Annotated in this window: 19 protein-coding genes; 12 read left to right on the top strand and 7 right to left on the bottom strand. The window is 72.8% G+C overall.

The window, feature by feature from the left end:
* Window position 1: 1 nt before the first annotated feature.
* The 6 genes from L332_RS19330 to L332_RS19305 form a co-directional block, all read right to left on the bottom strand.
* Window positions 2-1,330 carry an ABC transporter permease gene (locus L332_RS19330; protein ID WP_021009902.1) on the bottom strand — a complete coding sequence of 443 codons (1,329 nt, stop codon included), beginning with the start codon at window positions 1,328-1,330 and terminating at the stop codon, window positions 2-4.
* The gene (locus L332_RS19325; protein WP_021009901.1) at window positions 1,327-2,733 is read right to left on the bottom strand and encodes an ABC transporter permease; all 1,407 of its coding nucleotides are present in this window, start codon (window positions 2,731-2,733) and stop codon (window positions 1,327-1,329) included. The genes L332_RS19330 and L332_RS19325 overlap by 4 nt, the downstream gene beginning before the upstream one ends.
* The gene (locus L332_RS19320) at window positions 2,730-4,289 is read right to left on the bottom strand and encodes an ABC transporter ATP-binding protein (protein ID WP_021009900.1); all 1,560 of its coding nucleotides are present in this window, start codon (window positions 4,287-4,289) and stop codon (window positions 2,730-2,732) included. Before L332_RS19320 ends, L332_RS19325 begins: the two co-directional genes overlap by 4 nt.
* Before the next feature lie 119 nt (window positions 4,290-4,408).
* The gene (locus L332_RS19315; protein WP_081646021.1) at window positions 4,409-5,557 is read right to left on the bottom strand and encodes a BMP family lipoprotein; all 1,149 of its coding nucleotides are present in this window, start codon (window positions 5,555-5,557) and stop codon (window positions 4,409-4,411) included.
* 85 nt (window positions 5,558-5,642) lie between these two features.
* Complete coding sequence (locus L332_RS19310) at window positions 5,643-6,716, bottom strand: BMP family lipoprotein (RefSeq protein ID WP_021009898.1); 1,074 nt, start codon at window positions 6,714-6,716, stop codon at window positions 5,643-5,645.
* A 179-nt stretch (window positions 6,717-6,895) separates the two neighbouring features.
* Window positions 6,896-8,008, bottom strand: a complete 1,113-nt coding sequence (locus L332_RS19305) for a mannose-1-phosphate guanylyltransferase (protein ID WP_021009897.1) — start codon at window positions 8,006-8,008, stop codon at window positions 6,896-6,898.
* 98 nt (window positions 8,009-8,106) lie between these two features.
* Between L332_RS19305 and L332_RS19300 the strand changes: the two genes are divergently transcribed.
* From L332_RS19300 to L332_RS19275, 8 genes are all read left to right on the top strand, one after another.
* Complete coding sequence (locus tag L332_RS19300) at window positions 8,107-9,258, top strand: glycosyltransferase family 4 protein (RefSeq protein ID WP_021009896.1); 1,152 nt, start codon at window positions 8,107-8,109, stop codon at window positions 9,256-9,258.
* A gap of 131 nt (window positions 9,259-9,389) precedes the next feature.
* Window positions 9,390-9,827, top strand: coding sequence for a succinate dehydrogenase, cytochrome b556 subunit (gene sdhC, locus L332_RS0114880; protein WP_021009895.1), 438 nt, complete (start codon window positions 9,390-9,392; stop codon window positions 9,825-9,827).
* Window positions 9,827-10,279: a succinate dehydrogenase hydrophobic membrane anchor subunit gene (locus L332_RS19295; protein WP_031223354.1), complete on the top strand. Its 453-nt coding sequence runs from the start codon at window positions 9,827-9,829 to the stop codon at window positions 10,277-10,279. Before sdhC ends, L332_RS19295 begins: the two co-directional genes overlap by 1 nt.
* 27 nt (window positions 10,280-10,306) lie before the next feature.
* Complete coding sequence (gene sdhA, locus L332_RS19290) at window positions 10,307-12,094, top strand: succinate dehydrogenase flavoprotein subunit (RefSeq protein WP_021009893.1); 1,788 nt, start codon at window positions 10,307-10,309, stop codon at window positions 12,092-12,094.
* 92 nt (window positions 12,095-12,186) lie between these two features.
* Entirely contained in the window at window positions 12,187-13,056 is an 870-nt protein-coding gene (locus L332_RS0114870; RefSeq protein ID WP_081646044.1) for a succinate dehydrogenase iron-sulfur subunit, read from the top strand.
* A gap of 96 nt (window positions 13,057-13,152) precedes the next feature.
* Window positions 13,153-13,974, top strand: a complete 822-nt coding sequence (locus L332_RS19285; RefSeq protein ID WP_021009891.1) for a TspO/MBR family protein — start codon at window positions 13,153-13,155, stop codon at window positions 13,972-13,974.
* A 49-nt stretch (window positions 13,975-14,023) separates the two neighbouring features.
* The gene (locus tag L332_RS19280; protein ID WP_021064920.1) at window positions 14,024-15,949 is read left to right on the top strand and encodes a dynamin family protein; all 1,926 of its coding nucleotides are present in this window, start codon (window positions 14,024-14,026) and stop codon (window positions 15,947-15,949) included.
* Entirely contained in the window at window positions 15,946-17,583 is a 1,638-nt protein-coding gene (locus L332_RS19275) for a GTPase family protein (RefSeq protein WP_021009889.1), read from the top strand. Before L332_RS19280 ends, L332_RS19275 begins: the two co-directional genes overlap by 4 nt.
* 3 nt (window positions 17,584-17,586) lie before the next feature.
* On the opposite strand, the gene ptsP is transcribed toward L332_RS19275, so the two are convergent.
* Window positions 17,587-19,245 carry a phosphoenolpyruvate--protein phosphotransferase gene (gene ptsP / locus L332_RS19270; RefSeq protein ID WP_021009888.1) on the bottom strand — a complete coding sequence of 553 codons (1,659 nt, stop codon included), beginning with the start codon at window positions 19,243-19,245 and terminating at the stop codon, window positions 17,587-17,589.
* A gap of 55 nt (window positions 19,246-19,300) precedes the next feature.
* Between ptsP and L332_RS19265 the strand changes: the two genes are divergently transcribed.
* From L332_RS19265 to L332_RS19250, 4 genes are read left to right on the top strand one after another with little or no spacing between them, the layout of a single operon-like run.
* Window positions 19,301-20,266 (top strand): YihY/virulence factor BrkB family protein, encoded by a 966-nt coding sequence (locus L332_RS19265; RefSeq protein ID WP_021009887.1) that lies wholly within the window; start codon window positions 19,301-19,303, stop codon window positions 20,264-20,266.
* A 60-nt stretch (window positions 20,267-20,326) separates the two neighbouring features.
* Window positions 20,327-21,157: an exodeoxyribonuclease III gene (locus L332_RS19260; RefSeq protein ID WP_021009886.1), complete on the top strand. Its 831-nt coding sequence runs from the start codon at window positions 20,327-20,329 to the stop codon at window positions 21,155-21,157.
* 23 nt (window positions 21,158-21,180) lie between these two features.
* Window positions 21,181-22,176, top strand: a complete 996-nt coding sequence (gene trpS / locus L332_RS19255; RefSeq protein WP_021009885.1) for a tryptophan--tRNA ligase — start codon at window positions 21,181-21,183, stop codon at window positions 22,174-22,176.
* Window positions 22,173-22,748 (top strand): GNAT family N-acetyltransferase, encoded by a 576-nt coding sequence (locus tag L332_RS19250; RefSeq protein ID WP_021009884.1) that lies wholly within the window; start codon window positions 22,173-22,175, stop codon window positions 22,746-22,748. The genes trpS and L332_RS19250 overlap by 4 nt, the downstream gene beginning before the upstream one ends.
* Window positions 22,749-22,829 lie beyond the last annotated feature (81 nt).

The following is a 22,829-nucleotide window of genomic DNA, read 5'->3' as shown; positions in this document are numbered from 1 at the left end:
CCTACTGCTTGATGTACGGCTTGCCGCTCGCCGCCGGCGCTCGCGACTGGCCGATGAAGCCGGCGACCGCGAGCAGCGTGATGACGTACGGGAGCATGAGCATGAACTCGCTCGGCACCGGCGAGCCGATCGCGCCGAGCGTCTGCTGCAGCGCCGAGGCGAAGCCGAACAGCAGCGCCGCCGCCGTCGCCTTGAGCGGGTGCCACTGGCCGAAGATGACGGCCGCGAGCGCGATGTAGCCGAGGCCCGCCGTCATCTCGCGGTTGAAGGCGCCGGTCGTGTCGAGCGTGAAGTAGGCGCCGCCGAGGCCCGCGACGGCGCCGGCGAGCGCGACGTTCCAGAAGCGCAGCCGGTTGACCTTGATGCCGACGGTGTCGGCGGCGAGCGGGTGCTCGCCGATCGCGCGCAGCCGCAGGCCCCACGTGGTCTTGAACAGGCCCCACGCGATGACCGGCACGATGATGAACATCGCGTAGACGATGACCGTGTGCTCGAACAGCGCCGGGCCGATGATCGGGATCGTCTCGATCCCGGGGATGGGGATGCGCGGGAGCCGGTCGGGGGAGTTGAGCGCGGGGTTCGCGGTGAGCACCGAGGAGTAGAGGAAGTTCGTCAGGCCCACGACGAGCACGTTGAGCACGACGCCGACGATGACCTGCTCGACGAAGTAGCGGATCGCGAAGACCGCGAGCACCATCGAGACGAGCACGCCCGCGAGCATCGCGCCGAGGATGCCGAGCACGGCGCTGCCGGTCGACGAGGCGATCACCGCGCCGCTGAACGCGCCGGAGAGCAGCTGCGCCTCGATCGCGATGTTCACGACGCCCGCGCGCTCGGAGATGACGCCGCCCATCGCGCCGAAGATGAGCGGCACCGAGAGGCCCACGGTCGCGAACAGCAGGCCGGGGATCGGGATCATCTTGTCGGCGCCGGCCCAGACGAGGAACGCGACGACGAAGAGCACGCCGAACGCGAGCGGCAGCCAGAAGCCCTGCTTCCGCACCGTCGCGACGAGCCAGGTCGAGACCGCCGTGAGGGCGGCGAGGAGCACGACGACGACGATGCCGGTCGCGCGCACCGGGAGCACCGCATCCGGGAGGGCGACGAAGTCGCCGACGGAGGCGAGCCGCAGCGTCGTCGAGCCGTCGCGCGAGGCGACGACGAACAGCACGAGCGCGACGAGCGTGAGCACCGCGTACGAGACCGGTGCCTTCCAGTGCTTGACGACCGCGCGCTCGAGCTCGATCGTCTCGGCGTGCGGCTGCGCGGCGGTGGGCTGCTGCGTCGTCTCGGCGTGCGGCTGCGCGGCGGTGGGCTGCTGCGTCGTCACGACTGCGCTCCCTTCTGCTGGGTCATCGCGGCGAGCGCGGCCTCGTCGCGGCGCTGGCGGCGCGACTTCCTGCCGGGCTGCGGCAGGCCGAACATCGCGCGCACGAGCGGCGGCGCGGCGATGAACAGCACGATGAAGGACTGGACGACGAGGATGATGTCGACGGGCACGCCCTCGGCGGCCTGCATGCGGAAGCCGCCCGCCTTGAAGGCGCCGAAGAGCAGGCCGGCGAAGAAGGTGCCCCACGGCGTCGAGCCGCCGAGCAGCGCGACCGTGATGGCGTCGAAGCCGATGCCCGCGTCGATGCCGGCGGTGAAGCCGGTCGTCACGGCGCCCGTCACCTGCTGCGCGCCCGCGAGGCCCATGAAGGCGCCCGAGAGGAGCATCGCGTAGACCGTGAGGCGCTTGACGTTCATGCCGGCGTTGAGGGCGGCGGATGCGTTGTAGCCGACCGCGCGGAACTGGAAGCCCAGGTTCGACCGGTTGATGAGCCACGCGCAGACGATCACCGCGAGCACCGAGAGCAGGAAGCCCCAGTGCAGCACGAACGGCGGGCCGAAGATCGACGGCAGGATGGCCGTCTCGGGCATGGGCGGCGAGATGGGGTTGTTGCCGCCGGGGTTCTGCAGCAGGCCGGGCGTGCGCAACATCCAGGTGATGAACCAGAACGCGACGAAGTTGAGCATGATCGTCGAGATCACCTCGTGCGCGCCCGTGTACGCCTTGAGCGCGCCGGCGATGCCCGCCCAGATCGCGCCGGCGGCGATGCCGACGAGGATCGCGACGATGACGTGCAGGATCGGCGGCATCTGGAAGGCGAAGCCGACCCACGCGGAGGCCGCGGCGGCCCACAGCATCTGCCCGCGGCCGCCGATGTTGAACAGGCCGACCCGGAACGCGAGCGCGACGCCGAGGCCCGCGGCGATGAGCGGGGTGGCGAAGTTCAGCGTGTCGGTGAGCGGCTTGATGAGGTAGATGAAGCCGCGATCGGCAGCTGCGAAGTTGAGCACCGCGCCCTGGAAGAGGGCGAGGTAGGCGCCCGAGACCGCGGTCCAGACCGCCGAGAGCATGTCGCCGGGACGGGCGAAGAAGTAGCCGGCCGTCTCCTGCACGCGCTCGTCGGTCGCGGCGATGAGGATGCCGCCGACGACGAGCGAGGTGAGGATCGCGAGCACCGCCATCACGAGGTTGCCGCCCATGATGCGACGGAAGGCGCTCCCCCACGGGTCGTCGACGTCGGCGGTGCGGTCGTCGGTCGGGGCGACGGGTGCCGCGACCTGCACCTCCGCCTCGGCCGGCGCGTGGACGGCCGTGGGGGCCGCGCCGGAGTCGGGCGAGCCGCCCGGTCGCTGCGGGGCGTGGGGCTCGATCGGGTCGTCGGCGTCGCGCGGCGTCTCGTTCACGCTACGGCTCCCTTCGAGGGCTCGGGGTTCGGGGCGCCGGCGACGCGCTCGCCGGCCATCATGAGGCCGAGCGTGTCGCGGCTCGTGTCGGCCGGCACGATGCCGACGATGCCGCCGCGGTACATGACCGCGATGCGGTCGGCGAGGCCGACGACCTCGTCGAGCTCGGTCGAGACGACGATGACGGGGATGCCCGCGTCGCGGGTCGCGATGATCTGGCTGTGCACGAACTCGATCGAGCCGACGTCGAGGCCGCGCGTGGGCTGCGAGGCGACGAAGAGGGCGAGTGGGCGGCCGAGCTCGCGCGCGAGCACGACCTTCTGCTGGTTGCCGCCCGAGAGCGTGCCGACGGGCGTCTCGATGCCCTGCGCGCGGATGTCGAAGGACTCGAGCTTCTCGGCCGCGAAGCGGTCGCGCTCCTCGCGGTCGACGGTGCCGGCGCGCACGAACGGCGCGCCGCTGTAGCGGTCGAGCATGAGGTTCTCGGCGATCGAGAAGTCGCCGACGAGCCCGTCGACCTTGCGGTCCTCGGGCACGAAGCCGACGCCCGCGTCGAGCACCTCGCGCACGGAGTCGCCGATGAGCTCGTTGCCGTTGAGGTCGATCGAGCCGGTCACGCGGTGCTGCAGGCCGAGGATGGCCTCGGTGAGCTCGGTCTGGCCGTTGCCCTGGACGCCGGCGATGCAGAGCACCTCGCCGCCGCGTACCGTGAACGAAACGTCGTTGACGACCTTCTGGCCCAGCGCATCCAGCACCGTCAGGTTCGACACGACGAGCGCGTTGTCGGTGAGCACCGGCGGGTTCTTCTGCACCGTCAGCTCGACGGCGCGGCCGACCATCATCGACGCGAGCTCGGTCGTCGACGACTCGGGGCTCGCCTGGCCGACGACCTTGCCGAGCCGGATGACGGTGATGCGGTCGGCGATCGCGCGCACCTCGCGCAGCTTGTGGGTGATGAAGACGATCGCGGTGCCCTCGTCGCGCAGCTGCTGCATGATCGCCATGAGCTCGTCGGTCTCCTGCGGCGTCAGCACGGCGGTCGGCTCGTCGAACACGAGCACCTTCGCGTCCTGCGAGAGCGCCTTGATGATCTCGACCCGCTGCTGCACGCCGACGGGGAGGTCCTCGATGCGCGCGTCGGGGTCGACGTGGAAGCCGAAGCGCTGCGAGATCTCGCGCACCTTCTGGCGCGCGCCGCTCAGCCCGCCGAGCTCGCGCTCGTGGCCGAGCAGCACGTTCTCGGCGACGGTGAAGACGGGGATGAGCATGAAGTGCTGGTGCACCATGCCGATGCCGGCGCGCATCGCGTCGCCGGGGCCGGCGAACGACTGCGGCTCGCCGTCGAGCAGGATCTCGCCCTCCTCGGCGCGGTAGAGGCCGTAGAGGACGTTCATGAGCGTCGACTTGCCGGCGCCGTTCTCGCCGAGCAGGCAGTGGATCTCGCCCGCCCGGACCTCGAGGTCGATGTGGTCGTTCGCGGTCAGCGCGCCGAAGCGCTTGGTGATGCCGCGCAGCTCGAGGGTGGGTGCCCCGAGGGGAGTTGGCTCGACGGTCATGTGCCTTCCTTCGACGACGACGGCGACGACTGATGAATGTATCGGGGGCGCGCGGTCCGCGGGGCCGCGCACGCGCGTGGGGGCCGGCTTGCGCCGACCCCCACGCGCGCTGTGCCTGGTTACTCCGGGCTCGAGGGCGAGCCGACCTCGATCTCGCCGGCGATGATCGCCGCCTCGATCTCGTCGAGCTCTGCCTGCAGCTCGGGGTCGACCGAGCCCTCGAAGTCGTGGAACGGAGCGATGCTCACGCCCTCGTTCTCGAGCGTGCCGACGTACGGCTCGTTGCTGAAGTTGCCCGCGGCGGCCTCCTCGACCACCGTCTGGACGCCCTCCGACATGCCCTTCATGATCGACGTCAGGAAGAGGTCGGCGTAGTCGGGCGAGGTCTCGTAGAGGTCGGCGTCGACGCCGATCATCGCGATGCCCGAGTCGGCGCCCGCGTCGCGGATCGCCTCGGCGGCCGAGAGGAAGATCGGGCCACCGACCGGCAGGAGCACGTCGGCGCCCTGCTGGATGAAGGTGTCGGCCATCTGCTGCGCCGTCGGGCCGGCCTCGAAGCCACCCGTGAACGAGCCGGTCTGCGCCTCGACGTCCCAGCCGAGCACCTGGACGTCCTCGCCCTTCTGCTCGTTGTAGTACTCCACGCCGGCCGCGAAGCCGTCCATGAAGATCGTCACGGTCGGGAACTGCATGCCGCCCCACGTGGCGACGACGCCCGACTCCGAGTACGACGCGGCCGCGTAGCCGGCGAGGAACGCCGCCTGCGCCGTGTCGTAGATGATCGGCTTGACGTTCGGCAGGTCGATCGCGTTGTCGTCGATGATCGTGAAGCTGAGGTCGGGGTTCGCCTCGGCGGCCGCGGCGGTCGCCTCGGAGAGCGCGAAGCCGACCGACACGATCATGTTGCAGCCCTCGTCGATGACGCTCGTGAGGTTGGCGGCGTAGTCGGCGTCCGACTGCGACTCGACCTCGATCGGCTCGACGCCGATCGTCTCCGACGCGGCGCGGAGGCCCTCGGCGCCGAGCTGGTTGAAGGAGCGGTCGTCGAAGCCGCCCGCGTCCGAGATGATGCAGGGCTGGATGTCGGTGGTGGCGGCGGGGTCGGCCGACGCGTCCGTCGTGCTCGACGGGGCGTCAGGTGCTGCGGCGCAGCCGGCGAGCAGGAGCGCCGCGCCGAGGGCGATGGCGCCGCCGCGCGCGGCGGAACGGGTGAACTTCAAGGGATCCTCCAGTGCAAAGGATGCTCGCCGCGACGCGGCGGAGCGCATGATGGTCGAGCATAGGGCCGCGACGACGCCCGCAACCGCCGCCGCGGGCCACCGAAACGCAATCGTTGCAAACCCTGAGGGTGCGTCAGGGGCTCGAGGGCGACTCGACGACGATCTCGCCAGCGATGATCTGCTCGCGGAGCGCCTCGAGCTCGGCCTTCGTCTCGTCGCTCACGCGCGCGTCGAGGTCGTGGAACGGGGCGATGTCGACGCCGCCGTTCTCGAGCGTGCCGATGATGGGCTCGTCGGAGATCGTGCCGTCGGCGGCGTCCCCGACCGCGGTGACCACCGCATCCTCGGTGTTCTTCATGATGCTCGTGAGCAGGATGCCGCGGTACTCCTCCGGCAGCGTCTCGAAGCCGTCGTTGTCGACCCAGATGACGAGCGCCGCGCCGCCCGCGTCGATGGATGCGGTGAGCGCGCCCTCGCCGACCTGACCAGCCACGGGCAGGATGACGTCCGCGCCCTGCGCGATGAAGGCCTCCGAGAGCGAACGGCCGTTCGCGACGTTCTCGAAGTCGCCCGTGAAGGTGCCGTCCTGCGCCTCGGGGTCCCAGCCGAGCAGCTGCACCTGGGTGCCCTTCGCCTCGTTGTAGGCGTCGATGCCGGCCGCGAAGCCGTCCATGAAGAGCGTGACAGGCGGCTGGTTGCCGCCGCCGAAGGTCGCGACGGTGCCCGTCTCGCTCACCGAGGCGGCGGCGTAGCCCGCGAGGAACGCGGCCTGCGCGGTGTCGAAGACGATCGAGCGCACGTTGGGCGCCTCGACGATCTCGTCGACGATCGCGAACTGCACGTCGGGATTGGTCTCGGCCTGCTCGGCGGTCGCGGCCGCGAGCTCGAAGCCGACGGTGAGCACGAAGCCGCAGCCGGTCTCGACCGCCGCCTGCACGTTGGGCGCGAGGTCGCTCTCGGTCGTCGAGACGAGCACGTTGGCCTCGACGCCGAGCTCGGCCTCCGCGCGCTCCATGCCCGCCCAGCTCGTCTCGTTGAAGGAGCGGTCGTTGAGGCCGCCAGAGTTCGTGACCATCTGCGCGCACTCGAGCGACTGCTCGGCGTCGCCAGAGGCTCCCGGCCCCTCGGTCTCGGCGGGCGGCGGCGCGGCGCAGCCGGCGAGCAGCAGCAGGGCGGCGAGCGCAGGGATGGCGAGCGAGCGGGCCACGGTGTCTCCTTCGAGCGGGTCGGCGCCATCGTAACCGTCGCGCGGGCGGCGCGGTGCCGCCCGGTCGCGCGCGCTCGCTCGCCGGCGCCGAGCGGGGCGGATGCGCCCGAGCGGGCCGGGCGCGCCGGCCCCGATCGGGCGCCCCCGCCCCGGTCGAGCGCGAACGACGCCGCGGCGGCTCAGAGCACGTCGGTGTTGCCCGAGAGGCGCACGGCGTCGACGACCTTCTTCACGCGCTGCGCGTTCGCCGTCGTCGTGACGAGCAGCGCGTCGGGGGTGTCGACGACCACGACGTCCTTGATGCCGACGACCGACACGATGCGGTTCGACTGCGACACGACGATGCCGCTCGCCGAGTCGGCGAGCACGGTGCCGGCGGTGCCGAGGATCGCGAGCCGGCCGCGGCGACCGCCGTTGTGGAGCTTCGCGACGGCGGAGAAGTCGCCGACGTCGTCCCAGTCGAAGTGGCCGGGGACGACGACCATGGTGCCGCGCTCGGCGGCCGGTTCGGCGACCGAGTAGTCGATCGCGATCTTCTTGAGCTGCGGCCACAGCCGGTCGACCGCGGGGCCGCGCTTCGCCGGCTCGTCCCACACCTCGGCGAGCTCGTCGATGTGCGCCGCGAGCTCGGGCTCCTCGCGCGCGAGCTCCTCGAGCAGCACGTCGGCGCGCGCGATGAACATACCGGCGTTCCAGAGGTACTCGCCGCTCTCGACGTAGCGCCGCGCGCGCTCGGCGGAGGGCTTCTCGACGAACTCGCGCACGATCGCGGCGCTCGGGGCTCCCTCGATCTCGGCCGGGCCGTTCGTGCGGATGTAGCCGAAGCCGATCGCCGGCTCCGTCGGCGTGATGCCGATCGTCGCGATCCGGCCCGATCGGGCCGCCGCGACGCCCTCGGCGACCGCGCGCCGGAACGAGCGCTCGTCGTCGATGACGTGGTCGGCGGCGAACGAGCCGACGATGACGTCGGGCTCGCGGCGGCGCAGGATCGCCGCGGCGAGCGCGATCGCGACGGTCGAGTCGCGCGGCTCGGCCTCGAGCACGATGCTCGCGTCGTCGAGCTCGGGGATCTGCGCCTCGACCGCCGCGCGGTGCGCGCGCCCGGTCACGACGATCGTGCGGCCGGGGCCCGCGAGCGGCTGCAGCCGGTCGAAGGTCGCGCGCAGGAGCGTCTTGCCGCTGCCGGTGAGGTCGTGCAGGAACTTCGGGGCGTCCGCGCGGGAGAGCGGCCACAGCCGCGAACCGACGCCGCCGGCGGGGATGATGCTGCAGAAGTCGTCGAGGGCGGGCATGCCGACGACTCTAGGCCGCTCCGCGCCGGGCGAGCATTTCACCCGCCGTTCACCGAGCCCTCGTGACGCCGCCACGCATCCGCCCTACCGTTGGCGTCGTGCGCATCGAGCGGGTGGCCATCGTGACGGAGAGCTTCCTCCCCACCGTCAACGGCGTGACGACGTCGGTGTGCCGGGTGCTCGACCACCTCGTCGACACCGGCCGCGAGGCGATCGTCATCGCGCCGCGCTGCGGCGCGCCGCTCCACTACCGCGGCGTGCCGGTGCACGAGGTGCCCTCGGTCGCGTACCGGCAGTTCCCCGTCGGGCTCCCGAGCCCGCAGGTCGCGGCGCTGCTCGCGCGCTTCCAGCCCGACGTACTGCACGCCGCGAGCCCCTTCATGCTCGGCGGCCAGGCGATCGCCGAGGCAGCCCGCATCGGCCTGCCGAGCGTCGCGATCTACCAGACCGACGTCGCGGGGTTCGCGCGCCGCAACCGGCTCGGCGCGGGCGCCGCCTTCGCGTGGCACGTCATCCGCCTCATCCACAACGGCGCCGACCGCACGCTCGCGCCCTCGAGCGCCGCGATCGCCGACCTCGAGGGAGCCGGTGTCAAGCGCGTGCACCCCTGGGCGCGCGGCGTCGACCTCGAGCGCTTCCACCCCGACAACCGGCAGGGCCCCGCCGCGGCTCGGCTGCGCCGCCGGATCGCGCCCGACGGCGAGGCGATCATCGGCTACGTCGGCCGCGTCGCGCCCGAGAAGGGGCTCGAGCGGCTGCGAGCGCTCGAGGGCCTCGACGGCATCCGGCTCGCGATCGTCGGCGACGGACCCGGCATGGCCGACACCCGCCGGCAGCTCGCCGACCTCGCGCCCGTGTTCCTCGGCCAGCTGCAGGGCACGTCGCTGCGGGCCGCGTACGCGGCGATGGATGCGTTCGTCCACACGGGCGCGGAGGAGACGTTCGGGCAGACCCTGCAGGAGGCCGCCGCGAGCGGGCTGCCCGTCGTCGCGCCCCGCGCGGGCGGGCCGATCGACCTCGTGGAGCACGGCACGACCGGCTTCCTCTTCGAGCCCGACGACGCATCCGAGCTCCGCCGCGCCGTCTCGGCGCTCGCCCTCGACCCGGCGATGCGGTCGCGGATGGGCGAGGCCGGCCGGCGGCGCGTGCTCGGCCGGTCGTGGGGCGCGGTGTGCGACGAGCTGCAGCGCCACTACGAGGCGGCGGCGCAGCGCGCGCTGCGCGGCGCCGACGGGCTCGTGGACGCGTAGCCCGCGCCGCCCCGCCGCCGTTCGCCCAGAGCGCGCGCGACGACGGCCCGGTTCGCGAGCGGACCCGACCAGCTCGCGCCGCGGGCATAGGATGGACGCACTAGCCCGGTCAATCCTTGGAGGGAACGCGCGTGTCTGAGACATCGAGCAGCCTCACCCTCCCCGACCCCTCGCCCCGGAAGACCTCGTTCAGCGGCACGCTGTATCGCGGCAACGAGGGCATGTGGTCGTGGGTGCTGCACCGCATCACCGGTGTGGCGATCTACTTCTTCCTGCTGGTGCACGTGCTCGACACGGCACTCATCCGGGTGAGCCCCGAGGCGTACAACGCCGTCATGGCGACCTACAAGAACCCCATCATGGGGCTCGGCGAGGTCGTGCTCGTCGGCGCCGTCGTGCTGCACGCGCTCAACGGCCTGCGGATCATCCTCGTCGACGTGTGGCCGTGGGCCACGCGCAACCAGCGCCCGCTCTTCTGGATCGTGATGGGGGTCGTCGTCGTGCTGATGGCCTACTTCGTGCCGAACCACCTCATCAACGTCTTCTCGCCGATGGAGGGGGCCGAGTGATGAGCACCACGATCGAGAACCCGAACTACGCCTACCCCGCGCGCTCGAAGCGCGGCCCGAGCTTCGAGAAGGCCGGCTGGATCTTCATGCGCGCCTCGGGCGTCGTGCTGGTCGTGCTCATCTTCGGCCACCTCGCCTACAACCTCATCTGGACGCCGGGCGGCATCAGCGCCATCGACTTCGGCTTCGTGGGCGGCAAGCTCGCCGACCCGTTCTGGCGCTGGTGGGACGTGACGATGCTGTGGCTCGCGATCCTGCACGGCTCGAACGGCATGCGCACGATCGTGAACGACTACGTGCACAAGCCGCGCATCCGCCAGATCGCGCTCGGCGCGATCGCGGTCGCGGCAGCGATCCTCATCCTGCTGGGCACGCTCATCACCTTCACGTTCGACCCCTGCCCGCCGACCGCAGACCCCTCGCTGCTGCCGTCGTTCTGCGCAGACCTCTAAGCACGAGATCCGGAGACCACCAGGTACATGGCTGAGACGAGTTCCGTCACCGACGGCATCCACTACCACCAGCACGACGTGCTCATCATCGGCGGCGGCGGCGCGGGCATGCGCGCCGCGATCGAGGCCGCCCCGAAGGCGTCGACCGCCGTCATCACGAAGCTCTACCCCACCCGCTCCCACACGGGCGCGGCGCAGGGCGGCATGGCCGCTGCGCTCGCGAACGTCGAGGAGGACAGCAACGAGTGGCACACGTACGACACGGTCAAGGGCGGTGACTACCTCACCGACCAGGACTCGGCCGAGATCCTGACGCGCGAGGCGATCGACGCGGTCTACGACCTCGAGAACATGGGCCTGCCGTTCAACCGCACGCCGGACGGCAAGATCGACCAGCGCCGCTTCGGCGGGCACACGCGCGACCACGGCAAGGCGCCCGTGCGACGCGCGTGCTACGCCGCCGACCGCACCGGCCACATGATCCTGCAGACGCTGTACCAGAACTGCGTCAAGCACGGCGTCGAGTTCTTCAACGAGTTCTACGCGCTCGACCTCGTCATGACCGAGACGCCGCTCGGCAAGCGCGTCGCGGGCGTCGTCGCCTACGAGCTCGCGACCGGCGAGATCCACGTCTTCCAGGGCAAGGCCGTCATCTTCGCGACCGGCGGCTTCGGCAAGATCTACAAGACCACCTCGAACGCGCACACGCTCACGGGCGACGGCGTCGGCATCATCTGGCGCAAGGGCCTGCCGCTCGAGGACATGGAGTTCTACCAGTTCCACCCGACGGGCCTCGCCGGCCTCGGCATCCTCCTCACCGAGGGCGCCCGCGGCGAGGGCGCGATCCTGCGGAACGCCTCGGGTGAGCGCTTCATGGAGCGCTATGCACCGACCATCAAGGACCTCGCGCCGCGCGACATCGTCGCCCGCTCGATGGTGCAGGAGGTGCTCGACGGTCGCGGCGCCGGCCCGAACAAGGACTACGTCTACCTCGACTGCACCCACCTGGGCGCCGAGGTGCTCGAGACGAAGCTGCCCGACATCACCGAGTTCGCCCGCACCTATCTCGGCGTCGACCCGGTCGTCGAGCGCGTGCCCGTCTACCCGACCGCGCACTACGCGATGGGCGGCATCCCGACGAACAACGACGCCGAGGTGCTCTCCGACAACGAGACCGTCATCCCGGGCCTCTACGCGGCCGGCGAGTGCGCGTGCGTCTCGGTGCACGGCGCGAACCGCCTCGGCACGAACTCGCTGCTCGACATCAACGTGTTCGGCAAGCGCGCCGGCAACAACGCGGTCGAGTACGCTCGCACGGCCGACTTCGTCGACCTGCCGACGGATGCGGCGGACGGCGTCGTGAAGATGCTCGCGCAGATGCGCGAGGGCACGGGCACCGAGTCGGTCGCCGAGATCCGCAAGGCGCTGCAGGAGACGATGGACCGCAACGCCCAGGTGTTCCGCACCGAGGAGACGCTGCAGACGGCGCTCGCCGACATCGCGAAGCTCCGCTCGCGCTACCCGAACGTGCGCATCCACGACCGAGGCCGCCGCTTCAACACCGACCTGCTCGAGGCGGTCGAGCTCGGCTTCCTGCTCGACCTCGCGGAGGTCGTCGTCGTCTCGGCGATCAACCGCAAGGAGTCCCGCGGCGCGCACATGCGCGACGACTACCCCACGCGCGACGACGTCAACTACATGCAGCACACGATGGCGTATCGGACGGCCGCCGAGACGGGCGCCAGCCAGGGCATCCGCCTCGACTGGAAGCCGGTGCGCGTGACCCACTACCAGCCGACGGAGCGGAAGTACTGATGAGCGACAACCAGCTGCCACAGGGCGACCCCAAGGGCCAGGACTCGGGCGTGCACGCCGCGCAGAGCGGCCCCACCGGCGCGCCGACGCCGATGGCCGACCGCCCCGACACCGCTTCGACCGACGACCAGTCGAGCGCGCACCAGGTCGCCGAGGCCGCCGCGCAGTCGTCGACCGAGCCGAAGCCCGTCGAGAACGCGTACGACGGCGCCGACCGCGAGACGCAGCCCGCCCCGTCGCACGACGCGCCGCAGTCGTTCAACGTCACGGTCATCGTGCGCCGCTTCGACCCTGAGGTCGACGACGAGCCGCGCTGGGTCGACTACGACGTGCAGATGTACCCGACCGAGCGCATCCTCGACGCCCTGCACCGCATCAAGTGGGAGCAGGACCCGTCGCTCGCGTTCCGCCGCTCGTGCGCGCACGGCATCTGCGGCTCCGACGCGATGCGCATCAACGGCAAGAACCGCCTCGCGTGCAAGGCGCTCGTGAAGGACTTCGACATCTCGAAGCCCATCTATGTCGAGGCGATCAAGGGCCTGCCGCTCGAGAAGGACCTCATCGTCAACATGGAGCCGTTCTTCGACTCCTTCCGCGAGATCCAGCCGTTCCTGCAGGCCTCGGGCAAGCCCGAGAAGGAGCGCCACCAGACGATCGCGCAGCGCGAGCGCTTCGACGACACGACGAAGTGCATCCTGTGCGCGGCGTGCACGACCTCGTGCCCCGTGTTCTGGACCGACGGCCAGTACTTCGGCCCGGCCGCGATCGTGAACGCGCACCGCTTCATCTTCGACTCGCGCGACGAGGCGAGCCAGGTGCGGCTCGACATCCTCAACGACAAGGAGGGCGTGTGGCGCTGCCGCACGACCTTCAACTGCACGGATGCGTGCCCTCGCGGCATCCAGGTCACCAAGGCGATCGCAGAGGTCAAGCAGGCGCTCATCTCCGGCGTCAAGCTCTAGCCGAGCCACCTGCACGGAGGGCCGGTCCCGCTCGGGACCGGCCCTCCGTCGTCCGGGCCCAGGAGATTGTTAGCCTGGCAACGTATCGTCGCCGCCATGGCTACCGCATCCGAGACCCGCGCCCCGCTCTCGAGGAACGGCGCACCCACGACTGCCGACCGCGTCCGCGCGTGGGCGGCGCTGCTCGCGCTGCCGATCACGATCGCCGCCGCGACGCTCGGCGGCGGCCTCTTCGGCGGGCAGGAGATCGGCTCGTCGGCGGGCGGCGCGCTCTCCGACGCCGCGACGCCGATCGCGCCCGACGGCCCCGCGTTCTCGATCTGGAGCGTCATCTACTTCGGCCTCGCCGCCTACGCCGTGTGGCAAGTGCTCCCCAAGCAGCACGCCGACCGCCGCCAGCGCGCGACCGGCTGGCTCGCGATCGGCTCGCTCGTGCTCAACGCGGCGTGGATCCTCGCCGCGCAGGCCGACGTGCTGTGGCTCACCGAGGTCATCATCGTCGCGCTGCTCGCGGTGCTCATCGCGATCTTCGTGCTGCTGCGCCGCGGCCGCCCCGACTCGTGGGTCGAGGCCCTCGTCGTCGACGGCACGTTCGGCCTCTACCTCGGCTGGGTCTCGGTCGCGACCGCCGCGAACACCGCCGCGTTCCTCGCCGACCTCGGCGTCGAGCCCTCCCCGTTCGAGCCCTGGTCGATCGCCGTGCTCGCGGTCGTCGCGCTCATCGGCGTCGCGCTCGCGCTCTGGAGCCGCGGCCGCATCGCCCCGGCGCTCGCCATGACGTGGGGCCTCGCGTGGATCGCCGTCGGCCGCTTCACCGGCGAGCCGGAGTCGGTGCCCACCGGCATCGCGGCGATCGCCGCCGCCGCGCTCATCGCGATCGCGACGATCGTCGCGCGCCTCCGCGGCCGGCGCCGCTGAGCGGCCGCGCCGCACCCGACCCGAGCGCGCGATGGGGCAGACTGGCGGCGTGACCGACACGATCGCGGCGCTCGACCGCCTCGACGCGCTGCGGGCAGCGCTCGAGGGCGTCGCCCTCCCGCTCGCGGTCGCGGGCGCCGACGCCGCGCGCGACGCCCGGAAGGCCGCGGTGCGGCAGATCGACGACTACATCCAGCCGCGGCTCGCGCACCTCGACGCGCCGCTGCTCGCGGTGGTCGGCGGCTCGACCGGTGCGGGCAAGTCGACGCTCGTCAACGCCCTCGTCGGCCACCCCGTGACCCGCACGGGCGTCATCCGCCCGACGACCCGGCAGCCGATCCTGCTCCACTCCCCCGCCGATGCCGCGTGGTTCGCCTCCTCACGCATCCTGCCGGGGCTCTCCCGCATCACGGGCGTCGTGCGCGAGCCACCGTCGCACGAGGCGGGCGACGACCCCGATGCCGCGCTCGTCGGCTCGGTCGTGCTCGTCGCCGACGACCGCGTGCCGCGCGAGCTCGCGATCCTCGACGCGCCCGACGTCGACTCGATCGCCGACGAGAACCGGCAGCTCGCGGCGCAGCTGCTCGCCGCGGCCGACCTGTGGCTCTTCTGCACGACCGCGAACCGCTACGCCGACGCGGTGCCGTGGCGGCTGCTCGACGACGCCGCCGCGCGCGACATCACGGTCGGCGTCGTGCTGGGACGCGTGCCGCCGGGCGCCGAGGCCGAGGTCGAGGCCGACCTGCGGCAGATGCTCGCCGCGCGCGGCCTCGGCACCGCGCCCGTCTTCGTCGTCACCGAGTCGCCGCTCGACGAGCGCGGGATGCTGCCCGCGAGCGCCGCCGCGGCGGTCGGCGGGTGGCTGCAGGGCATCGCCGGCGATCGCGCCGAGCGCGCCCGCGTCGCCGGGCGCACGCTCGCCGGGGCGGTCGAGCGGCTCGCGGTCACCGCTCGCGCGGTCGCCGAGGCGCGCGACGAGCAGCTCGTCGTCGTCCGCGATCTGCGCGCCACGGTGCGCACGGCCCACGACGACGCGGCCGAGCGCGTGCACGAGGCGACGCGCGACGGCGTGCTGCTGCGCGGCGAGGTGCTCGCGCGCTGGCAGGACTTCGTCGGCACCTCCGACGTCTTCCGCACCGTCGAGTCCTGGTACTCCCGCACGCGCGACCGCGTCGTCGCGTGGTTCCAGGGCAGGCCCGCGCCCGCCGTCGAGGTCGAGCACGAGATCGAGAGCGGCCTGCTCGCCGTCATGGTCGACGAGGCCGGTCGCGCCGCATCCGACGCCTGGTCGCGCGTGCGGCAGGGCGCGGTCGGGCGGCAGCTGACGAGCGGCATCGACCTCGCGCATCCGTCCCCCGACCTCTCCGAGCGCGCGAGCCGGCTCGTGCGCGAGTGGCAGCAGGGCCTCATCGAGCTCATCACCGAGCAGGCCGCGGGCAAGCGCACGAAGGCGCGCGTCATGTCGCTCGGCCTCAACGTCATCACGGTCGCGCTCATGGTCGTCGTGTTCGGCTCGACCGGCGGCCTCACGGGCGCCGAGCTCGCGATCGCCGGCGGCTCGGCGGTCGTCGGGCAGAAGCTGCTCGAGACGATCTTCGGCGAGGACGCCGTGCGTCGCCTCGCCGCGCAGGCGCGCGACGACCTCGACGCCCGCGTGCGCGCGCTCATGGACGCCGAGGCGGCCCGCTGGGACGCGCTGCTCGAGCCGGTCGAGCGGGGCACGACGGCGGATGCGCTGCGCGACCGGGCGGCGGAGCTCGAGACCGCGATGCGGTCGGTGGGCGCCGCGAGCCCGACCTCGCGCGAGGTGCAGCGCAGCGACCTCGTCGAGGCGGAGGTGCTCGACGACGACGGGGAGCCGCCGCTCGAGGGCGAGGCCGACGAGGTGCGTGAGCTCGAGCGGCCCTCGCGCTGGGCGCCGCCGCCGGTGCTGCCGCGCGCCCGCCCCGACCACGACGACGAGGCCGGCCGGTGAGCGAGCCGACCGTCGACGCGCTGCTCGGCGCGCTCTCCGAGGCGGCCGAGCTCGGCGCGGGCCGGGTGCCGGAGGACGAGCTCGAGGCGGTGCGGCGCATCGTCGCGAGCGCCGCCGAGCGCCGCGCGCTCTCGTCGGAGCACACCGTCGTCGGCTTCTTCGGCGCGACGGGCTCCGGCAAGTCGTCGCTCATGAACGCGCTCGTCGGCGAGCCGATCGCCACGACGCACGTGCGGCGCCCGACCACCTCGGTGCCGCTCGCCGCCGTCTGGAACCCGCGCGGCGCATCCGCCCTGCTCGACTGGCTGCAGGTGAGCGACCGGCGCATCGTCGAGCGGCCGTTCGCCGAGGGGCAGGACCTCTCGCTCATCGTGCTCGACCTGCCCGACTTCGACTCGGTGGCGCTCGAGCACCGGGCGATCGCCGAGCGGCTCGCGGGCCAGGTCGACGTGCTCGTCTGGGTCGTCGACCCGCAGAAGTACGCCGACGCCGTCATCCACCGCGACTTCATCGCGCCGCTCGCGAGCCACGCGGCCGTGACGACCGCGGTGCTCAACCAGGTCGACCGACTGCCGGAGGCCGAGGTCGGCCGCGTCGTCGAGTCGCTGCGCGGGCTGCTCCGCCGCGACGGGCTCGGCGACGTGCTCGTGCTGCCGGTGTCGGCGACGACGGGCGCGGGGGTCGACGACCTGCGGCGCGTGATCGCCCGCTTCGCGGCGGAGCGGAAGGCGGCGTCGCAGCGGCTCGCCGCCGACATCCGCTCGGTCGCGGGCCGGCTCGAGGCCGCGGGCGTGCCGGGCAGGGTGCGCGCCGCCGACACCCAGTCGCTCGAGCGCGGCCTCGCGGCCGCCGCGAACGTCGACGCGGTCGCGAACGCGGTCGCCGGCTCCTACCGCAAGCGCGCCGGGCAGGTGACGGGCTGGCCGCTCACGTCGTGGGTGCTGCGGCTCGCGCCCGACCCGCTGCGGCGCCTCCACCTCTCGCCCGGTCGCGACGCGCGGCGCGACGCCGAGGTGCACCGCACGAGCCTGCCGCCGATGAGCGCCGCGCAGCGCGCGCAGGCCGGCACCGCGGTGCGCAGCTACGCCGACGCGGCCGCGGCGGGGCTCGGCGAGGGCTGGTCGGCGGCGATCCACGAGCACGCGGCGGTCGCGCTCGAGTCGCTGCCCTCCGAGCTCGACCGGGCGGTCGCGCGCACCGACCTCGGCGCTCGCGCCTCGTGGTGGTGGCCGCTGCTCGGCGCGCTCCAGTGGCTCGCGCTCATCGCCGCCGTGCTCGGCGGCGTGTGGCTGCTGCTGCCGGTGCTGCTGCCGCTGTGGGGCATGGTCGCGCCGGTCATCCCGCAGGTCGAGGGCACCGCGACGTGGCTCGACGGCTGGCCGATCCCGCTCGCCCTGCTCATCGGCGGGCTGCTGCTCGGCGTCGTGCTCGGCGTCGTCGGCGCGATCATCGGCGGCGCCGTCGGCGCGGCGCGGCGATCGCGCGCGAGGCGTCGGCTGCGCAAGCAGGTGGGCGCCGTGGCGCGCGAGGTCGTCGTGCTGCCGATCGAGGGCGAGCGCGAGCGGGCCCGCGAGTTCGCGGTCGCGATCGCGCGGGCGCAGGGCTCGCGGAAGCGGACCTCCGGGGTGGGCTGAGCCTCAGCCCGCAGAGACGGCGGCGGCGAGCTGCCGCGCCTCGGCGGCCGACCGGGCGGCGAGCACGCGCTCAGCCCGCGCGCGCGCCTCATCCAGCGTCACCGTCAGCAGCTCGGCGCGCACGTCGGCGATCGCCGACGCGCTCATCGAGAGCGTCGTGACGCCGAGCCCGACGAGCACGACCGCGAGCGCGGGGTCGGCAGCCGCCTCGCCGCACACGCCCACCGGCGTGCCCGCGCGAGCCCCCGCATCCCCCAGCATCTTCACGAGCCGCAGCACCGCCGGGTGCCACGGGTCCTGCAGCGCCGCGACCGAGCCGAGCTGCCGGTCGGCGGCGAGCGTGTACTGCGTGAGGTCGTTCGTGCCGATCGAGACGAAGTCGCACGCCTCGACCACCTGGTCGGCGACGACGGCGATCGAGGGCACCTCCGCCATCGCGCCCACGACCTTGAGGCCGAGCTCGCGGCCGAGCGCGACGAAGTACTCCGCCTCCTCCACGTCGGCGATCATGGGCGCCATCACCCACAGCTCGGCCTCGGTCGCCGCGTCGGCGTTCGCGAGCGCCGTGAGCTGGTCGCGCAGGATCGCCTCGTTCGCGCGCAGCGCGCGGATGCCGCGCAGCCCGAGCGCCGGGTTCTCCTCGTGCGCGTCGTTCAGGAACGACAGCGGCTTGTCGGCGCCCGCGTCGAGCACGCGCGCGACGACCTTCTTGCCGGGGAATGCCTGCAGCAGCTCGGTGTACGACGCCGTCTGCTGCTCGACGCTCGGCGCCGCGGACGCGTCCAGGAAGAGGAACTCGGTGCGGAAGAGCCCCACGCCCTCGGCACCGGCTGCGACCGCGGCCGCCGCGTCCTTCGGCGAGCCGACGTTCGCGAGCAGCGGCACCTTCGTGCCGTCGGCGAGCGCGCCCTCGGTGATCGGCGCGGAGGCGGCGGCGAGGCGCGCCTCCCGCTCGGCGAGCGCGGCGTCGACGGATGCGTCGTCGGGGTCGAGCTCGACCGTGCCGGCCCGCGCGTCCACGATCGCGCGCTGCCCGTCGGCGGCCGCGTCGAGCAGCCCCACGACGCCGACGACCGCCGGGAGCGACTTCGAGCGCGCGAGGATGGCGGTGTGGGAGGTGGGCCCGCCCTCCTGGGTGACGAGCGCGAGCGTGCGCTCGAGGTCGAGGGTCGCGGTGTCGGCGGGCGCGAGGTCGCGCGCGACGAGGATGAAGGGCTCGTCCGAGACCGGCACGCCCGGCGCCGGCACGCCTCGCAGCCGCGCCACGACCCGCTGGGCCACGTCGTCGAGGTCGGTCGCCCGCTCGCCCATGTAGCCGCCCATCGCCGTGAGCATCTCGCGGAACGCCGCGTACGCATCCCACGTCGCCCGCTCGGCGTTCGCACCGCCCTCGAGCCGCGAGCGCACGTCGTCGAGGATCGCCGGATCCTGCGCCATGAGCGCCGCCGCCTCGAGCACCTGCTGCGCCTCGCCGCCCGCGGCGGCGGCCCGAGCGTTGAGCTCGTCGGCGACGTGCTGGAGCGCCTCCTGCACGCGCGCGTGCTCCGCGTCGGGGGCGGCTGCGAGGGGCTCGTCGCTCGGCGGGGCGAGCGGCTCCGGCATCCTCAGCACCTTCGCGGCAGCGATGCCGCGCCCGACCCCGACTCCTGCGAGCGCACTCATGCGGCAACACTACGCTGGCCTCGCCGAGCGTTGCCACGAGCGTGCGAGGGGGCCCATGAAGCAGCTGGTCGACCGCGTGATGCGGTCGTGGCCGGTGCGGGCGTGGCAGCGCTTCCTCGAGATGCGCGGCCCCGTGCTCGCGCAGGGCATGACGCTGCAGGCGTTCCTGTCGCTCTTCGCCGCCCTCTTCCTCGCCTTCTCCATCTTCATGGCGGTGCTGGGCGACAACGTCGTGCTGCGCGAGGCCGTCATCGAGTCGGTCGGATCCGCGATCCCCGGGCTGCTCGGGCCCGAGGGGGCACTCGACGTCGAGCAGCTCACGGGCTCGAGCATCGTCGGCTACACGGGCCTCATCGCCTCGGTCGCGATCCTCATCACCGCGATCGCGTGGATCGCGGTGAGCCGCGAGGGCTTCCGCGCGATGTTCGACCTCGGCGCGGCACCGTCGAACTTCCTGTTGCTCAAGCTCGGCGACCTCGGCGTCGCGATCGGCATCGGGCTGCTCGTCGTCGTCTCCTCCGCCGTGCTCGTCGTGACGCAGAGCCTCGCGGACGCGCTCGGGCTCGGCTGGTCGGCGCAGCTGATCGGCTACGCGGTGCAGCTCGTGCTCGACTCGACGGTCGTGCTGCTGCTCTACCGCTTCGGCGGGCGGCTGCGGCTGCCCGCGAAGCAGATGGTGCCCGCGGCCCTCGCGTGCGGCGTCGCCTTCTTCGTGCTCAAGCAGCTCGCGACGCTGCTGTTCCGCGGGGTCGAGAACAACCCGCTGCTCGCGGGGATCGCCGCGCCCGTCATCATCCTCATCTGGCTCGGCTTCATCATGCAGGTGCTGCTCGTCGTGCTCGCGCTCGTCGCGGTCACCGACACGGGCCGCGCCTACACGAGGCTCGTCGAGATCGGCGGGCTCGACGCGACGCTCACCCCCGAGCGGGCGGCGGAGCTGCTCGAGGAGGTGCGGGCCGCCCGCCGCGACGGCGACGACGCCGCGAAGGTGCACCGCCGGCTCGCGAAGCGGCTCCGCTGAGCAGCGGAGGCGCGCCCGCCGCGGAGCCGCGCGTCGGCGAGCCTCGGTAGGCTCGATCGCATGGTCCGCATCGCCTCCGTCAACGTCAACGGCGTGCGCGCCGCCTTCCGCAAGGGCATGGGCGAGTGGCTCGAGGCCGGCGGCTTCGACATCGTCGCGCTGCAGGAGGTGCGCGCCCTCGACGAGGACCTGCTGCCGCTCGTGCCGGGCTGGCACGTGCTGCACGACCCCGCGACCGCGAAGGGCCGCGCAGGCGTCGCCGTGCTCTCGCGCGAGCCCTCGATCGAGCACCGCACCGACATCGGGCTGAAGACCTTCGACACGAAGGGCCGCTGGCTCGAGGCCGACTTCCTCGTCGGCGAGACGCTGCTGACGGTCGTCTCGGCCTACGTCCACTCGGGCGGCGAGGTCGGCAGCCAGAAGCAGGACGACAAGTACCGCTTCCTCGAGTCGATGGCCAAGCGGCTGCCGCAGCTGCGGCAGCACGCCGAGCACGTCGTCGTGATGGGCGACTTCAACGTCGGCCACACGCCCCTCGACATCAAGAACTGGAAGGGCAACCAGAAGAACGCCGGCTTCCTGCCCGAGGAGCGCAGCTACCTCGACCGCTTCTTCGGCACCGGCATGGTGACGGGCGTCGACGGCAAGCGCGGTCGCGGGCACGGCTGGGTCGACGTCGGCCGCGCCGCGCACCCCGACGTCGAGGGCCCCTACACGTGGTGGTCGCAGCGCGGCAAGGCGTTCGACACCGACACCGGCTGGCGCATCGACTACCACATGGCCTCCCCCGCCCTCGCGCAGGTCGCGCGCGACTACCGGATCGACCGGGCGAGCGCGTGGGACACGCGATGGTCCGACCACGCCCCCGTCATCGTCGACTACGACCTCTGATCACGAACCCCAGGAACGCATCCATGCCCAACCCCCGCCTCTACTCGGGGATGCAGCCCTCCTCGGGCTCGCTCCACCTCGGCAACTACATCGGCGCGCTGCAGCAGTGGCGCGCGATGCAGGGCGACTTCGACGCCTTCTTCTCGATCGTCGACCTGCACGCGATCACGGTGCCGCAGGCTCCGGATGTGCTGCGCGAGCAGGTGCGGACGCTCGCCGCGCAGTACATCGCGGGCGGCATCGACCCCGATCGCTCGTGCCTGTACGTGCAGTCGCACGTCGCCGCGCACGCGCAGCTGCAGTGGCTGCTCGCGACCATCACGGGCTTCGGCGAGGCGAGCCGGATGACGCAGTTCAAGGACAAGACGGTCAAGGGCGGGCAGGAGGCGGCCTCGGTCGGCCTGTTCACGTACCCGATCCTCATGGCCGCCGACATCCTGCTCTACGACACCGAGGTCGTGCCGGTCGGCGACGACCAGAAGCAGCACGTCGAGCTCACGCGCGACCTCGCCGAGCGCTTCAACAAGCGCTTCGGGAAGACGTTCACGGTGCCGAAGCCCGTCATCCTCGCGGGCGGCGCGCGCATCTACGACCTCCAATCGCCCGAGTCGAAGATGTCGAAGTCGGCCGACAACGACAAGGGCGTCATCTGGCTGCTCGACGAGCCCTCGAGGACGGCGAAGAAGATCCGCTCGGCCGTCACCGACACCGACGGCTCGATCCGCGCCGACCGGGCCGCGAAGCCCGGGGTGACGAACCTGCTCGACATCCTCTCGGCGATGACGGGCACACCCGTCGCGTCGCTCGAGGCAGAGTTCGCGGGCGAGGGCTACGGCGTCTTCAAGACCGCGGTCGCGGACGCGGTCGTCGCCGAGCTCGCGCCAGTGCGGGAGCGCACGCTCGAGCTGCTCGCCGATCCCGCCGAGCTCGACCGGCTGCTCGCCGCGAACGCCGAGCGCGCGGCCGAGGTGGCCGACGCGACGCTCGCCCGCGCGCTGGAGGCGATGGGGCTGCGATGAGCGCCGCGCCGCTCGCGGGACCCTCGCTGCCGGTGCTCGGCCGCACGGTGCTGCTGACGGCGCTGCGCGAGGACGACGTCGACCGGGTCGTCGAGGCGTGCTCGACCGAGCAGGCGCGGCGGTTCCTCGACACCCCGTGGCCCTACTCGCGCGCCGACGCGGAGGGCTTCGTGCGGGGGTTCGCGCCCGCCGGCTGGCGCGGCGAGCACGATGAGCGCGTGTGGGCGATCCGCGAATCGCTGCGCGGGCCGCTCGCGGGGGTCATCGGGCTCCGCACCGAGCGCGGCGAGGTCGGCTTCTGGCTGCACCCCGACGCGCAGGGCAAGGGACTCATGGCGGATGCGCTGCGCACCGTGGTCGGGCACGCGGAGGGCTGCTTGACGTGGCCCGAGGTGCACTGGCGCTGCTACGACGGCAACCTCGGCTCGATGCGGGTCGCGAAGGCCGCCGGCTTCGCCTACCTCGGCACCGAGCAGGGCACGCAGCGCGGCGAGCCGGTGCTGCAGCACCACGCCGTGCGGGTCGCGTCGGGCATGCCCGCCGACGCCCGCCCCTGGCCGCCCCTCGACTGACCGCCGCCGCCGCGCCCGCCGCAGAGTGCCGGAACTCTGCGCTCAGCGGGCCCGTTCCGCGCAGAGTGCCGGAATTCTGCG

This window comes from Agrococcus pavilionensis RW1 (assembly GCF_000400485.1).
In the GTDB taxonomy this organism is placed as follows: Bacteria; Actinomycetota; Actinomycetes; order Actinomycetales; family Microbacteriaceae; genus Agrococcus; species Agrococcus pavilionensis.
Note: the sequence above shows the minus strand (reverse complement) of the source record. Positions and strands in the feature narration are given on the sequence as shown.